This is a genomic window from Paenibacillus sp. p3-SID867 (assembly GCF_025142895.1).
In the GTDB taxonomy this organism is placed as follows: domain Bacteria; phylum Bacillota; class Bacilli; order Paenibacillales; family Paenibacillaceae; genus Paenibacillus_AQ.
Window position 1 is genome coordinate 177,216 of the sequence record NZ_JAMBDM010000003.1, and the last position, 14,622, is coordinate 191,837.

Below are 14,622 nucleotides of genomic sequence, written 5' to 3' on the forward strand. Positions count from 1 at the left end.
GGCTCATAATGTTGACAATTCATGCTTCCAAACAAGAAACGATCACGCTGAATGACAAGGAATTTTTCTTCTTGGCTGGAATTATCGGATCGGACCGATTACTTGGTGTTGAAGATCCTTTTGTAGGATACTTAACGGAAGAAATCGCGGTTGAGTGGGAGAAAACCAAACAATCGCTCCTAAGCAAGCAATATTTGATTCAAGAGGAAGGCGGGGAATTGTCGATTCCACCCGAGGTCTTCTCAAGAGTGGCTATTGCCGGACTTGCGGAACGTGCGTGCTGGTTGAAATATGAAAATCAGGATTCGGCGTTTGAAGGATATCTGCATGTTACTGACGAACGGGTAATACAAGTATGCAGAAGCGGCGAAGACAACCGATGTTACCTGCTAAGCGAACTTGGCACGATCGAACAAACCTGCGATCAACTGGTGCAGGATCTGGCCCTAAGCGACCAAAACTGGGGGGATATTCCGGCACTGCTCCTTAGCCGGAAAGAATTCGGAGATATTTACACCTCCGCTTCCGAACAGAACAGCGATGATATCGGCGATCGCTTGGCCAGGTTGACGGATGATGCGGAAGGTTCCATCGCTTTAGCGAAATGTATGAAAAACAAGGTGTCTTCGGGGGAACTCCAGCTGTCGATTTGGAACGGAAACAGCTGGGAAAGTCAAAATGCAGCATTTATAGTGAACGAGTCCATGAATTGGCTGCTGCGTATGAGCCTGGAGGGAGACCAGGACTGGTTAACCGCAGCGCCAGCGACCAAAGAGCAGTTTCGTCATATGCTACTCATGTGGCTGAAACAGTAACAGAGCCTGTATGAAAGGTGAGGACCAATGCGTATTTCTGTCGAGCCGGAGTCTCTCCGGACGTTAAGCCGTCAGCTGCAGCATAGTGGCGATGAATATTTAGCGATTACGAGAACGCTCAACCAAGCTATGGAATCACTCGTTTGGGAGACGTCTCTCAAAGCGGCGGTTATTGATGAGTGGCAGTCTGCCCGGAATCTTGGAGAGCATCTGGGAGCTCTTCTTGCTCAGCTGGGCAAGCATCTTCAAAGCAAAGCCGATCAATTTCAAGAAACGGATCATCAGTACCATACGATTTTGGAGCATGCCATCGTAAGTACAGTATCACCGACGGCTCTGTTTGCCGCTTCCGGCATGGAGGGGCGCTCATCCATATTACCGGAATATGGCAATTCATCGACGGTTATATCGAACCCGAGTTCGGTAGCCGCTGCCGTGGGCATGACCAGTGGAGACAACGGGGATTCGGCTAAACAAGCCGCGTTAGCCGGGCAAAGCTGGACCTTTACCGATCCGTCTTCGTTTGACATTGCCAACTAAATCCCTATTCCTTTCGGGAAAATCGGGATGGTAAATGTTTCAAATTGGGACGTATAGGGTAACTGGAAATTAGGTCTGAGGACGCTTTGATAAACTGAGGCTCATGGGCTAAGATGTCAAGTGTCACCAGAAAACGAATTTCTAGGAGGTTACATAAATGGCAGGACGTATTTTAATTACGCCAGAACAAGTTGAACAAGTAGCAAACCAATTTAAACAGAGCGGTGATCAAAGTCAGCAAATCGTTAACAGCCTGACTCAATCGATCAACGGCATGGAAGGTCAATGGGATGGTATGACGAAGCAACGCTTTTTCCAGGAATTCCAGGAAGCAAGCCGCTTGATGAACTCCTTCGTTCAAACGCTTGACAGCATCAGCAATGAGCTGAAAGCGATCGCTCAGAAATTCCGTATGGCTGACGAATCCCGTTAATATCCATTCGGAGACTTTTGCTTTATAATAGTTTAATAGGCAGAATAAACCGGGTGGTAGACAACCCGGTTTTCTTGCAATTTTGGATGTTTAGAATATAACCATGTGGTTAATAGAGTTATATAGTTAGGTAACGGAGTTAAGAGAGGATGACGTTCATGACATTTCAGCCAAACCCGGGCGATGGGATTGTTGTAAATGGAACGGCTTATACAGTAGGGCAGCATCCCGCAGCGCCAGGCGTAGCCTATGCCCAAGCTGGGCGTCAGGGAATCGTCTACCAGTTGATTCCTGTGGACGGGGAACTGCATGAAGCCAAAGCACTAAAGGTATTTTTTCCTAAGTTCAGAATTCCGGCTATGGTGTATCAATCCGAACATATGGGGAATTATCGCGAGATACCGGGTTTGCAGGTAAGCAGTCGAGAGGTGCTCACTCCCGAAAGAAACGGAGATTTGATAGCGGAATATCCGGATTTGCTCTACGCGGTCATCATGCCATGGATTCATGGATGTACTTGGTTTGACGTTATAAGCGATCAGCGTAATCTGGGACGTTCTGATAGTCTGATGCTTGCCAAGGCATTGGCAGCCATCGGCTCAAGCATGGAGCAGCGCGGATTAGCCCACTGTGACCTGTCTGCGCCTAATGTCATGCTTCCGTTTTTTTCGGAAGTGAAGCTGCCGGAAGGCGCTGCCGCCGTTGAGCTTGTCGATGTGGAGCAGATGTACAGCCCCAAAATGGATCGGCCTGATGTTTTGCTTGCTGGCTCTCCTGGATATGCGGCTCATCGTACGGTGCATAGCGGGTTATGGAGTTCATATGCTGATCGTTTCGCAGGTGCTGTTATCATTGCGGAAATGCTGGGATGGAGCGATCCGGCTATCGTGAATCGGGCATGGGGCGAAAGCTATTTTGATCAGCATGAAATGCAGACCCCGTGCGAGCGTTATTTTTTACTGAAAAAATCGCTGGGTCAGCGTTGGGGCACACGGATTGCGGATCTGTTTGGCAGAACCTGGGACAGTCAGGATTTGAGCAGCTGCCCTACCTTTGGTGAGTGGCTGATTGCTTTATCATCCTTGAGTGAAGAAGAAGTAGTCGAGGAAGCCCAAGCTCCTGTAGCCGCTGCTGCTGCCCATGATGATAAGGCGGATGAATCCCGTTCTGAAACCGTCCAAGAGGTGCCGGCTGAAATTATGGCATCGCTTGGCATAGAGCCGGGCACCCGAGAGGTCAACGACAATGTGGTTGGACGCTTGTTTCATCAAGCCCGTGATCTGGAGGATGCGGGTAATCTTTCCGGCGCGTTGGAAATATTCCGCTCCGCGTATCATTTCGTAAAGAAGGACAGTCCGCTTGAAGTGGAGCTTGCCGCGGCTATACAGGGGCTCGAAGAGCAGCTGCGTCCAGCTGAAGAATCATCCAACAAAGGCATAAAAGCGCTGTTGTTATCCCGTAAATTCATGCTCTCAACCGCTGCGGCCATCGTCATATTGGCAGGTTCTGCGATTACGGTGAATCAGATTCTGGCGGAGAAGGCAGAGAGCCGTCAGTTGGATGCTCAGAAATTAGCCGAGCAGCAAGCGCAGGAGAAGGAAGAAGCAGCGCGTAAGCAAGAGGAAGAAGCACGGAGGCAGCAGGAAGAGGCTGCCCAGAAAGAGGCAGAGGCTAAGAAAGCGGAAGAGGAGCGCAAGAAGGCTGAGGAGGCCAAGAAGGCTCAAGAAGCTGAGCAGGCACTGAAGGAACAGGAGAAAGCTGAGCTTCAGGCCAAGTATGAGAAGCAGGCGAAGTATGAAGCTTATCTGGCATCACTTGAAGGGAAGAAAAAGAAGCAGGCATTGCAAGAGAAATATGATAATCAGGCCAAGTATGAGGCGTACTTAGCTCAGCTGGAAGAGAAGAAGAACAGGCAGGCACAGGAAGAGGCGGCGGCTAGGGAAGCTGCCAAGGCGGAGGCGGAGCGCCAGGCGCGAGCCAGAGCTGCCCAACAAGCCCAAGCCGCAGCGCTTCAGAAACAGCGTTCCCAAAACGTTGTAGAACTGGTTGCCTTATACAATAAAGCGTATAATGCGCAGGTAGCCGGGAACAAAGACCGTGCTAAGAACGCCGCACGTGAATTCATACAGTTATATAACAAGGATAAGGCCTATTATAAAACCGTTGGTAAAATGAGCAGCCGCCTTAGCAATCTGCAGCAATTCATAAGTGACGACAGCCACTGGATACCAAAACTGTAAGGAAGTAAACATGACGAAAATGCAGGGGTGAATGTTATTCACGATGAACTATACCATTCAAGCATCACAGCGCACGCCAGCGCTTATTATATATCTGATTGATATCAGCGCGTCCATGAACATGCTGATGGAGGACCGGAGGCGGATCGATGTCGTTTACGAGGCCTTGTCCCTGGCCATTCGGCAAATGGTATTTCGGTCCACGAAGGGCAATCGGCTGACGCCTAGATACCGGATTGCCATCCTTGCTTACAGCGATGATGTCTATGATTTGTTAAACGGGATTAAGGGCATTGACGAAATTGCGGCGATCGGATCGCTTCCGGATTTAACGCCGAAGCGTTTTTCCGATTCGGCGAAAGCGTTCCTGCAAGCCGAGAAAATCCTGCAGTCGGAGATTCCGAATATGCAGGATTGCCCTGCCCCGCTTGTGTGCCATATGACGGATGGCGTGGCTACGGGAGAGGATCCGGAGCCGATTGCCCGCCGCATCATGAACATGAGTGTTCCGGACGGCAACGTGCTTGTGGAGAATATATTCATATCCGATCATCTGATGAACCAGCCGATATCCGAACCGCGCCGCTGGAAAGGGATTTTGGCCGATACTTCGCTTGAGGATGAACACGCGCGCAAACTTAAAATGATGTCTTCCGTTCTTCCCGAAAGTTATCGAGAAATGCTGGTTGAGGCGGATTATCAACTGAGCCCGGGAGCTTTGATGATGCTTCCAGGCACTTGCTCTGAGCTGGTGTCCATCGGGTTTCAGATGTCAGCTGCCACGCCGGTAAGGTAAGAGGGTCACAAAGATGAAGCGATCATACGCAAGAAGCATGGAATCGTTGGGAATTCGTAAACGGAAGGCTCAAGCAGCATCGTTTTATTACGAGAGCAAGCAGACCGTGGAAGAACCGGTTACGAAGATTAAAGATTTGTTCACATGTCGTTATGCGTATGGCAGAGCGGCAGAATCTGTCATGCTCTCCGAGATGGGTCAGGATTTCATTGCTTTGAAGATGAATGAAGATGTGTGCCATTTTGTATTGTGCGATGGTGTCGGATTGAGTTATCGGGGCGATGTGGCCTCACGTCTGCTTGGCCAAGGGTTAATGAATTGGCTGGAGACGGTTGAGGAACTCACGACCGCATCGCTTGAACGCAGACTGAAGGAGCTTACGCAGGAAGCCGATCGGGAAATGCGGACTCATTCCCTGAGTTCCGAAACGCCCAAGCTGCTTCGCGAAGTGCTGGAAGAGAAGCAGCGCAAGGGAAGCGAAGCTATGTATATTTGCGGCCGCATAGAGCTCTCCTCGGGTTTTCGCCGCAAAGGAAGATTGTGGCTCGCCTGGCAGGGTGACTCCAGGGTACGCTTGTGGCGTAAGGAAGACGAGATTACCTCGGTATTCGGAGATCGTTTCCGGACGTCGGAACGTTGGTCTTCCCGTAGTGGTCCGATCGGAGGCAGTCCTCATGTGTTTTCGTGCAAATTAGATCCGGAGACCGAATATCGGCTTCAGTTATACAGCGATGGGCTCAACGATCTGGATCCGATGAAGGAGCCGATTCCTGATGAGCAAGTGCAAGTATTAATGAATGCTCGCCATACAGACGGTCTGGAAGATGACGCTTCGTTTCTGGAGATTGTATGGTAGGTTTCTGATAATGTCAGATTATGGTAAACGATGGTCGGACCCAAGAGGTCCGGCTTTTTTGTGCAAAAAATTAGAAATCATGATTATAAAACAACTCCTTTTGGGTAATCTTGTGACAGATGAACGCATAACGGATTACGATAATAAGGAGCGTGTTGATAATGAATGAAGGACACGGACGTTTTCATGGGAGAACAGCGATCATTACCGGAGCCGGATCAGGCATAGGGAAGGCAGCCGCCATTCAGCTGGCGAAGGAAGGCGCAAATGTTGCTTTATTCGATCTGTTGGATGACCGAACGAATAAAGCGGAATCGGAGATCAACTCTATTCGCGAGGGTTCCGCCAGAGCCTTTGACGTAGATACTACAGATCCTGACCGGGTGGAGAAGGCGGTCCTCGAAACGGTGGAGATTTTTGGCGGTGTTGATATTGTATTCGCCAATGCAGGGATTAACGGTGTGATGACGCCAATTGACGAAATGAAGCTGGAGGAATGGACCAAGACGCTGAACGTAAATTTGAACGGGACGTTTCTGACGGTCAAATATGCGATTCCGCACCTCAAGAAAAGGGGGCAGGGCAGCATTATCATTACCAGCTCCGTCAATGGTACCCGAACCTTCTCCAACTTTGGGATGAGCGCATACAGCACAACCAAAGCGGGACAGGTGGCTTTTGCGAAGATGGCTGCGCTGGAGCTGGCGAAATTCAAGATTAGGGTTAATGTCATCTGCCCCGGCGCCATATCCACCAACATTGATCAAAGCACGAAGAAGCAGGGAGATCTGGAAGAGATCGTGATTCCGGTTGAATATCCTGAAGGGAGCCAGCCGCTGTCTGATGGACCGGGTACGCCTGAAGAGGTCGCGGATTTGGTGGCGTTTCTCGCTTCCGATCAATCAAGACATATTACAGGGGCACAAATCTTCATAGATGGGGCCGAATCCCTGTTGTAAATGAGATCGGGAGAGTTCTCGAGGGTTTCCTGCATTCAGAACTTGGAATATAAACTGCGCTGCTATATGATGAAGAGGACGAAGGAAAAAAGGAGGAGGCTGTGTAATCATGAGCATCTTTTCCAGATTGGCTGAGCAGAAGATCGAAGAAGCGATCCGCAACGGAGAGCTCGATCATATGCCATATGCCGGAAAGAAACTTCCGATCGACGATCTTTCGCACATTCCGGAGGATCTGAGAATGTCTTATCGCATCATGAAAAATGCGGGTTATGTCCCTGAAGAAGTTACGCTTCGCAAGGAATGCGTTCAGCTGTATGACTTGCTCGGTGCTGCCCGCAGCGACGGTGAGCAGGAGCAGCTTCAACGCAAGCTCAATGAAAAGCATCTAAGACTGCAATTGCTGATGGAACAGCGCGGGCTTAGCGGCAATAGCGCGTTTACGCAGTATGAGTCCAAGGTCAGGGAACGATTAACTCATGAGGAATAGCAGAACAGCGCCAGCCTTTCTTCTCTTAGCGAGGATGAAAGTGCTGGCGCTGCTTGTTTATCTGGATAAGAAGATGTAGTTTAATAACTCCTGCGAATCCCTTATTTCGATGAGTTGCATCTAGGATTCAAAGAGTTGATTTTTGACATGATCCGTCATTTTGATCGGGACAGAAGATACTTTCGATAAGTCAAACACAGGAATTAAATCGACAGGTCGAACGGGTTCCGGATTGTCCAGGAGACCGGCGGTCCAAGCGAGCCAGCCGATGATGCGCTCGGGCAGGATGCCCTGGCCGCGAAGAAAGGAGAGGCTAAGCCCGCGGGTCCTCTTGGCGAGCCTTCTGCCTTCCGCATCGACCATTAGCGGGGTATGTGCAAAATGTGGTGGCTGATAGCCTAACGCATGGTATAAGAGCAGCTGACGTGGCGTGGAGTCCAGTAGATCGGCTCCTCGGAGTACATGGGTTATGCCCATTAAAGCATCATCCACAACCACCGCGAGTTGATATGAGATGATATCGTCAGCCCTGCGAACCACAAAGTCTCCTCCGTCAGATAGTCGATGGCACTGCACCCCGGCGATGCCGTCGACGAAGGAAACGATGTCTTCCGGTACCTTCATCCGCAGCGAAGGCTTCTTATGAAGCTCTCGAAGCGCCGCTTCCTCTCGAGTCAAGTCTCTACAAGTTCCCGGATAACGGAGGCCTTCCGATGCAATGCCGTGCGGTGCGCTGGCTGCGGCCGTAATATCGGCCCGACTGCAATAGCAGGGGTACAGGTTATTGGCTTCCTGCAGCTTGGTGATTTCCTGCTCATATAACGCTTGGCGCGCCGCCTGATGATAGGGTCCGTAGTCTCCGGTTACACCGGGACCTTCATCCCAATCCAAGCCGAGCCATTCCAGATCTCTCATAATCTCGACGGCAAGCTCCTGCCGGGAACGCTGGACATCGATATCTTCTATACGGAGTATATACTGTCCGTTCATACTCCTCATTTGCAGCCATCCAAGTAAAGCGGTCAACGCATTGCCGATGTGCATCTTTCCTGATGGCGTAGGGGCAAAGCGGCCGCGAAATGTGGCATGCTGCTCCATACATTTCACCTTCCGACTACATGAATCTTGATGTTGACATGGGAATGATATTCATATTGTATCGCAATTATATCGATACTTTCCAGCCGTGGCGACAAGCAGCTCCCCTTGACGTACATCGGCTGTTTTATATAATTAAGGGATTATATTGATATTCGATAGGATAACGGAGATGTATCCATGACTGAATTACCGATTCACCGAATACTTCCACAATTGAAAATGGCTTTATCTGCTGGAACCCGTGCGGTTTTGATCGCTGAACCGGGGGCGGGCAAGACAACCCAGGTGCCCTTGGCATTCCTGAATGAACCGTGGCTGGAAGACAAGCGGATCATCATGCTCGAGCCCAGAAGAATTGCAGCTCGCTCGGCTGCGAGTTATATGGCATCCTCTTTGGGAGAGGCTGTTGGTGAGACGATCGGATATCGCGTCCGAATGGACAGCAAGATCGGTCAGAACACTCGGATCGAAGTTGTGACGGAAGGCATCATGACGCGTATGCTGCAGAATGATCCGGAATTAACCGGCATCGGTATGATTATATTTGACGAATTTCATGAACGGAATTTGCAGGCTGATACCGGCCTGGCTTTTGTGATGGAATCCCAGTCGGTGCTGCGGGAAGATCTAAGGCTGCTCGTCATGTCTGCTACCCTAGAGGCTGAGCCAGTCGCGAAGCTTCTTGGCGACGCACCGGTCATCGTTAGCGAAGGGCGTGCTTTTCCAGTGTCTACTCACTATTTGCGCTCATTCTCTCTTGACGAGCTGCATAAAGGTGCGGCGAATGCCATTATGCGCGCGCTCTCCGAACAGGAAGGCGATATCCTTGTATTCTTGCCGGGTGCCCGCGAAATCAGGAGAACCGCTAATGAATTATTAAGAACAGGTTTAAGCCAAGATGTCGTCATTCGGGAGTTGTACAGCGCGCTTCCGGCAGACAAGCAGGACGAAGTGATCAGACGCGATTCGAACGGCAGGCGTAAAATTGTACTCTCCACAAGCATTGCCGAGAGCAGTATTACCATTGAGGGGATTAAGACGGTTGTTGACAGCGGTTATATGCGCACGGAGGTGTTCTCGCCCAGAACGGGACTGCCGCAATTGATTACGAGACGGTTATCCAGGGCATCCGCGGATCAGAGAAGGGGAAGGGCCGGGCGCGTATCGGCTGGTGTATGTTATCGCTTATGGAGCGAGGAAGAGCATCGTCATCTGTCGGAAAGCACCATTCCGGCGATCCGTGAATCCGATTTGACGCCGCTGGCCTTGGAATTGGCGGTGTGGGGAACGCGTGACCCGGAGGAGCTTGCCTGGCTTGATGCGCCGCCCCGACTAGCTCTTGCGCAAGGACAAGCGTTATTGAAGCAGCTGTCGGCTCTGGACGATTCAGGCAGTATCACACAGCATGGCCGAGCGATGGCGCTTCTTGGGCTTCATCCGAGGCTCACTCACATGCTGCTGAAAGCACAAGAAATAGGTGAAACATCGCTGGCTATCCGAATTGCTGTACTGCTTCAAGAGCGTGACATCATGAGCAGAGGTGAAGCCATCAGGGATCAGGATTTGCGCTCACGTGTGGAGGGGCTTCTCTTGATTGAACGACAAGGTCAGCGATCGGCTGAACAAGACATGACAAATGAAGCCGTGCTGCAGCGGATGAAACAAGAGATCAGAAAACTGCATGCACAGCTGAATATCGCATATACGACTAGCGGGGACTTGAATCTCTGCGGCCTTTTGCTGTCGTTCGCCTATCCGGATCGGATCGCGAAGAACAGGGGAGGGACTGGTTTTTTGATGCGCAGCGGCAGAGGCGTGAAATTGGTGTCGGTCCAACCTATGAGCCGCGCACCGTATATTGTGGTCGCTGCCGTTGATGATCAAGGCGCGGACGGGAATATTCAGCTTGCTTCTGAAATGGATGAATTATGGCTCGAAAAGTATTACCTTGACGAGATGGAACAGCATAAAGAGGTTGTATGGGATTCTGCTTCCGGCAGCATCAGGGCGAGGCAGAAGCTGATGCTTGGAGCCCTCGTTATCAAGGAACAAGCCTATTCGAATCCGACAGGAGAGGAAATAGCGGAAGCCATGCTGCAAGGGATCAGGCTGGAGGGTCTTGGTTTGTTGCAGTGGAGCAAGGCGGCATTGCAGCTGAGAGAACGACTGGCCTTCATGTTCAGGCATGATCCCGAGGGGGAATGGCCTGATGTTTCGGACGAAGGCTTGCTGAATCAGGCGGAGGAGTGGCTGCTCCCATACTTGGAAGGGCTGCGGAATCGAAATGATATGAGACGTCTTGCTCCGGGAACGCTCTTGGAGCATATGCTGAGCTGGGAGCAAAAGCAGAAGCTTCAGAAGGAAGCGCCGACTCATATTAGGGTCCCGAGCGGGTCCTTGATCCCAGTTAACTACAATGACCCTGAACAACCGTTCCTGGCCGTTCGACTGCAGGAGATGTTCGGACTTCAGGATACGCCGCGAATTGCTGGCGGACGGGTTGCGTTGACCTTACATTTGCTGTCGCCGGCTCAAAGGCCCGTTCAGGTTACCTCGGACCTGTCCAGTTTCTGGCGCAGCGGCTATTTCGAGGTGAAAAAAGACTTAAAGGGAAGATATCCTAAACATTATTGGCCTGATGATCCCATGGAGGCGACTGCAACCCATCGGACTCGGCCCAAGGCTTAACTCAGCAGCGTCACGTTTAATTTCCCCCTCCGTCGGGTAATGTTAATTATGAACGACCACCGATGAGGAGGGTTTATCATGGAGAAGAAAATTGTTGGAGTATTCCGTTCGGAACAGGAAGCAGCCCAAGCAATCGAGCAGCTTCAGCGGCATGGGATTCCGAACGAGGCCATTTCCATTATAGCGAAGGATCAACGCGAAGCAGACATGATAGCCGAGCAGACGGGGACGATGGCGCCTGAAGGGGTAGCTGCAGGCGCAGCAGTCGGTGCGGGAGCCGGGGGGCTGGTCGGTGGTTTTATCGGCCTTGGCATCCCGGAAGATGAGGCAAAAGAATACGAATCCTATATAGAGCAAGGACGGATTCTGGTGCTGGTGGACGCCGATCAAGAAAACACAGGCATCTACGATATATTCCGCGATTATGATTACAGAAACGAGGGCCGTGCGGGAGCAGTTGATCTGGAACGGGACGACACGCTTCCGCCGCGCGACACTACGCTGCTGTAAGGAAAACAAAACCCGGTTCCGATGGGAACCGGGTTTTTTAATAGAGATCAATCGCATTCTGTCTTCGGTAAAGGTACGATCGACAGGTGTTTTTCTTGATACATAGCCCAATAGAACGTACTTAATAGTGCTGGTAACATCAGAATCAGTAAATAATTGGATTACCCGATCAGGGGCAGTGTCCCTTACAATGAGGTGTGCGCACGAAGTCAGACGAAGGGGGGAGCAGTATGCCCAAAGAAAGAATACCGGAAATCGAGCGCTTACGGGGAATTGCATTTCTAGCCGTGGTCTTGCAGCACTCCATCGCACATTATTCGGTCGCGCCGGGAATGGCGACAGGTGATGGTTTGGTGATGGCAGTTCTTCTGATGGCGACGAAATTTGCTGTACCCGTCTTTATTTTTATTACAGGCATGGTGCTGTTTTATAACGATAAAGGTCAGCTGCATTACGGAAGGTTCATCAAGAGGCGTTTTGGCGACATCTACGTTCCGTTTGCTGTATGGACCTTGATTACTTTATTAATCAATCATAGGTTTAATCCTGCTGTCATTGAGGATTGGAAATATCTTGGAGAAGTATGGCTAACCGGGAAATCAAGCTCGCATTTTTGGTACATCATTATGCTGTTTCAATTCTATCTGCTATACCCGTTGTTCCGCTCCGCTATACTAGGAGTCAAAGAAAGATGGGGCTGGCAGACGCAGCTTACGATATTGATCTTATCCGGACTATTGTACGTGGGTTTGACAGGAATGATTAACGATATTGGCCAATGGATGGGGAGCTTGAATATTCCGGTATGGAGTGAGCTGTTCACAACCTACGCAGATCGGAATGCACTTTATTACTTCTTCTATTTTGCGCTGGGGGCGGCAGCCGGTTTATACCATGACTCTTGGAAAAAATGGATTCAAAAGGCACGGCCGGTCATATGGCTGGTCTTCGCTTTTTTGTTCGGATGGATGCTCATGCAAGCCGTCCATGAAATCCGTTCTGCTGCGAATGGCGCGATCACGTTCTATTCCTTATCGCTGCTTCGCCCGATGATGGCACTTTTCCTGATTAGCTCTATATTGGTCATGTACGATGTGGCCGGCTGGATATGTCGTCATGCCGGAGCGGGTGCGAATGCGCTTTTGTCCTCCATTGGGCTCTATTCGTATGGTGCTTACCTGATGCATCTATTGACACTGCGTATAAGCTATGCAGTCGATGAATCTTTGCTGATCAGCATGCACCCTCTGGTTCGGATCCTCTCTTCATGGATTATCAGCGTGGGCGTGGCTTATGGTGCCACTCGCATGCTTGCCAAGCTGCCGTTCGGGAAGTGGCTTGTCGGAATCGCGGGAGAAGGAAAAAGCCGGGGGGTTCGCCCATACGGCAAATCGCGACCAAGCACAGGCACATCCGCCGGAATGTGAAGAAATTAAACCCACCCTTCAGGGTGGGTTTTTTGTTTGAAACCAATCTGAACGAGCCACGCCAACAACCCATAAAACAGCAGATGAAAAACCATATACTATATAATTTCAATATATGAAAAATTCACAATAGAATAAAAGCTGACGTTATTGCATCACATTTATTCAATTAACACCCGACCACGTTTCAATCTACACCTTATTGGTTTAAAAAGAGGGGGATACTTCCTATTGTGCAAACTGGGAAACTGTGGGTTATAATTAGGTATATTATGGGACAAGTAGCTCGTGAAGGAGGAGGCGTCCAGATGGCATTTATGATCGCCCAGCGTGCTTTTATCAAAGTGTATCTCATTACCATGGTGGAGCAGCAGCGCGGATATGGATATCAGATGCTGGAAGAACTGCGGCAAGAATTCAAGAGCCATGGGTACTCACCGCCGCAAAGCGAAATTTACCGGGCTCTGCATGAGCTGGTGCAGGAGGGTGTGTTATACCGTACCAAGCAGCTGAAAGGGAATGATCCGCGGGTCGATTTTCAAGAAATCGTTCTTTACCATTTTACCGATGACGGTGCGGAGAAAGCCAAACTCTACAAAAAACAGGTTAAAACAGATTTGGATCGGTGTTTAGGGATCCTTCATAAAGCCGTAAACGATAATTTTTAGCAAAATAATCTGAATGGAATGCAGCCAAAGGAGGAATGACCTCGTGAGCAAGAAACTGCGCTTTGGAATTATGAGTACTGCTCGGATTGCAAGAAATTCAATGATACCAGGCATATTGAAATCGGAACGCTGTGAGGTCGGAGCGGTTGCTAGCCGCAACGCAGAAAAAGCAAGTGAGCTCGCCGAGCGATATCATATCGGGAAATACTATGGTTCATATGACGAGCTTCTGGAGGATCCCGACATTGATGCGGTATATATTCCTTTGCCGAATCACCTTCATAAACCTTGGACCATCAAAGCCGCACAGGCCGGCAAGCATATCTTATGCGAGAAACCGGCAGCCCTGACCGAAGCGGATGTCCGAGAAATGGCTGAGGCTGCTAAAGCACACAACGTGTTTTTTGCGGAAGCCTTTATGTACCGATATCATCCGAAACACGCCCGTGTACGCGAAATCATCGAAAGCGGCGAAATCGGGCAGCTTCGTGGAATTCACGGATCGTTCACCTTCAACAATGCGGAGGATAAAAGCAATGTCCGTTACAGCAAGGATATGGGCGGAGGCTCAATCTATGACGTGGGATGCTATCCCATCTCGGCAGCGCGAATGATTTATGGGCAGGAGCCCAAGGCAGTAACGGCCCATGCTTTTTTCTCTGAGGAGCATGACGGCGTGGACATGATGGTCCACGGGATGGTGGAATTTGAAAATGGATTGGGGCTTACGTTTGAGTGCGGGATGTGGACCTATTCCAAATGCTCTTTAGAGATTGCAGGTACCGATGGCAGGATTGAGCTTCCTTCAGCTTTTGGATGGGAGAGGATGGAGGACATGGCCCAGATCTGCGTTCATACGGCCAAGGGCTCCCGCGAGGAGAAGGTAGGGATTTACAACCACTTTGCACTGCAAGCGGATGCTATGGCAGCGGCCGTAATGGACGGCACGCCGCTGCCCTATGGTCCGGAAGATGCCATCAGCAACATCAGGGCCATTGAAGCATGTCTTCAAGCAGCCAGATCCTCATCGCGAGTGATCATTAAATAAAGAAGCAACTCTGTCATCGTTAGATCGAATAAATCGCCCTGTTGGCGATTT

Annotated in this window: 14 protein-coding genes; 13 read left to right on the forward strand and 1 reads right to left on the reverse strand. The window is 50.3% G+C overall.

The window, feature by feature from the left end:
- Positions 1-8 precede the first annotated feature (8 nt).
- The 8 genes from M4D81_RS06965 to M4D81_RS07000 all read left to right on the forward strand — a co-directional run bounded on the left by M4D81_RS06965 (position 9) and on the right by M4D81_RS07000 (position 7,129).
- Entirely contained in the window at positions 9-815 is an 807-nt protein-coding gene (locus tag M4D81_RS06965; protein ID WP_260065259.1) for a hypothetical protein, read from the forward strand.
- 27 nt (positions 816-842) lie between these two features.
- The gene (locus M4D81_RS06970) at positions 843-1,355 is read left to right on the forward strand and encodes a WXG100 family type VII secretion target (protein ID WP_260065260.1); all 513 of its coding nucleotides are present in this window, start codon (positions 843-845) and stop codon (positions 1,353-1,355) included.
- Positions 1,356-1,512: 157 nt separating this feature from the next.
- Positions 1,513-1,788, forward strand: coding sequence for a WXG100 family type VII secretion target (locus M4D81_RS06975; RefSeq protein WP_006211202.1), 276 nt, complete (start codon positions 1,513-1,515; stop codon positions 1,786-1,788).
- Between the two features lie 158 nt (positions 1,789-1,946).
- Positions 1,947-4,028 carry a protein kinase family protein gene (locus tag M4D81_RS06980; RefSeq protein ID WP_260065262.1) on the forward strand — a complete coding sequence of 694 codons (2,082 nt, stop codon included), beginning with the start codon at positions 1,947-1,949 and terminating at the stop codon, positions 4,026-4,028.
- Positions 4,029-4,071: 43 nt separating this feature from the next.
- Positions 4,072-4,824: a vWA domain-containing protein gene (locus tag M4D81_RS06985; RefSeq protein ID WP_071220489.1), complete on the forward strand. Its 753-nt coding sequence runs from the start codon at positions 4,072-4,074 to the stop codon at positions 4,822-4,824.
- Positions 4,825-4,837: 13 nt separating this feature from the next.
- On the forward strand, positions 4,838-5,680 hold the full coding sequence (locus M4D81_RS06990) for a hypothetical protein (RefSeq protein ID WP_071220207.1): 843 nt from the start codon (positions 4,838-4,840) through the stop codon (positions 5,678-5,680).
- A gap of 161 nt (positions 5,681-5,841) precedes the next feature.
- A complete protein-coding gene (locus tag M4D81_RS06995; protein ID WP_113058720.1) occupies positions 5,842-6,639 on the forward strand; it encodes an SDR family oxidoreductase in 798 nt (265 codons plus the stop codon).
- A gap of 109 nt (positions 6,640-6,748) precedes the next feature.
- Positions 6,749-7,129 (forward strand): DnaJ family domain-containing protein, encoded by a 381-nt coding sequence (locus M4D81_RS07000; protein WP_260065264.1) that lies wholly within the window; start codon positions 6,749-6,751, stop codon positions 7,127-7,129.
- Positions 7,130-7,249: 120 nt separating this feature from the next.
- Here the strand turns inward: M4D81_RS07000 and gluQRS are convergent, their stop codons facing one another.
- Positions 7,250-8,227: a tRNA glutamyl-Q(34) synthetase GluQRS gene (gene gluQRS / locus M4D81_RS07005; RefSeq protein ID WP_260065265.1), complete on the reverse strand. Its 978-nt coding sequence runs from the start codon at positions 8,225-8,227 to the stop codon at positions 7,250-7,252.
- A 180-nt stretch (positions 8,228-8,407) separates the two neighbouring features.
- Between gluQRS and hrpB the strand changes: the two genes are divergently transcribed.
- From hrpB to M4D81_RS07030, 5 genes are all read left to right on the forward strand, one after another.
- Positions 8,408-10,918, forward strand: a complete 2,511-nt coding sequence (gene hrpB, locus M4D81_RS07010) for an ATP-dependent helicase HrpB (protein WP_260065266.1) — start codon at positions 8,408-8,410, stop codon at positions 10,916-10,918.
- A gap of 78 nt (positions 10,919-10,996) precedes the next feature.
- Complete coding sequence (locus M4D81_RS07015; protein ID WP_260065267.1) at positions 10,997-11,428, forward strand: general stress protein; 432 nt, start codon at positions 10,997-10,999, stop codon at positions 11,426-11,428.
- 230 nt (positions 11,429-11,658) lie between these two features.
- Positions 11,659-12,855: an acyltransferase gene (locus M4D81_RS07020; protein WP_260065268.1), complete on the forward strand. Its 1,197-nt coding sequence runs from the start codon at positions 11,659-11,661 to the stop codon at positions 12,853-12,855.
- A gap of 308 nt (positions 12,856-13,163) precedes the next feature.
- On the forward strand, positions 13,164-13,523 hold the full coding sequence (locus tag M4D81_RS07025) for a replication termination protein (protein ID WP_071220214.1): 360 nt from the start codon (positions 13,164-13,166) through the stop codon (positions 13,521-13,523).
- Positions 13,524-13,566: 43 nt separating this feature from the next.
- Positions 13,567-14,571 (forward strand): Gfo/Idh/MocA family protein, encoded by a 1,005-nt coding sequence (locus M4D81_RS07030; protein ID WP_260065270.1) that lies wholly within the window; start codon positions 13,567-13,569, stop codon positions 14,569-14,571.
- The last annotated feature ends 51 nt before the right edge of the window (positions 14,572-14,622 follow it).

Coding starts and splice junctions, on each gene's coding strand:
- M4D81_RS06965 (WP_260065259.1), top strand. CDS start 9: ATGTTGACAATTCATGCTTCCAAACAAGAAACGATCACGCTGAATGAC.
- M4D81_RS06970 (WP_260065260.1), top strand. CDS start 843: ATGCGTATTTCTGTCGAGCCGGAGTCTCTCCGGACGTTAAGCCGTCAG.
- M4D81_RS06975 (WP_006211202.1), top strand. CDS start 1,513: ATGGCAGGACGTATTTTAATTACGCCAGAACAAGTTGAACAAGTAGCA.
- M4D81_RS06980 (WP_260065262.1), top strand. CDS start 1,947: ATGACATTTCAGCCAAACCCGGGCGATGGGATTGTTGTAAATGGAACG.
- M4D81_RS06985 (WP_071220489.1), top strand. CDS start 4,072: ATGAACTATACCATTCAAGCATCACAGCGCACGCCAGCGCTTATTATA.
- M4D81_RS06990 (WP_071220207.1), top strand. CDS start 4,838: ATGAAGCGATCATACGCAAGAAGCATGGAATCGTTGGGAATTCGTAAA.
- M4D81_RS06995 (WP_113058720.1), top strand. CDS start 5,842: ATGAATGAAGGACACGGACGTTTTCATGGGAGAACAGCGATCATTACC.
- M4D81_RS07000 (WP_260065264.1), top strand. CDS start 6,749: ATGAGCATCTTTTCCAGATTGGCTGAGCAGAAGATCGAAGAAGCGATC.
- gluQRS (WP_260065265.1), bottom strand. CDS start 8,227: ATGGAGCAGCATGCCACATTTCGCGGCCGCTTTGCCCCTACGCCATCA.
- hrpB (WP_260065266.1), top strand. CDS start 8,408: ATGACTGAATTACCGATTCACCGAATACTTCCACAATTGAAAATGGCT.
- M4D81_RS07015 (WP_260065267.1), top strand. CDS start 10,997: ATGGAGAAGAAAATTGTTGGAGTATTCCGTTCGGAACAGGAAGCAGCC.
- M4D81_RS07020 (WP_260065268.1), top strand. CDS start 11,659: ATGCCCAAAGAAAGAATACCGGAAATCGAGCGCTTACGGGGAATTGCA.
- M4D81_RS07025 (WP_071220214.1), top strand. CDS start 13,164: ATGGCATTTATGATCGCCCAGCGTGCTTTTATCAAAGTGTATCTCATT.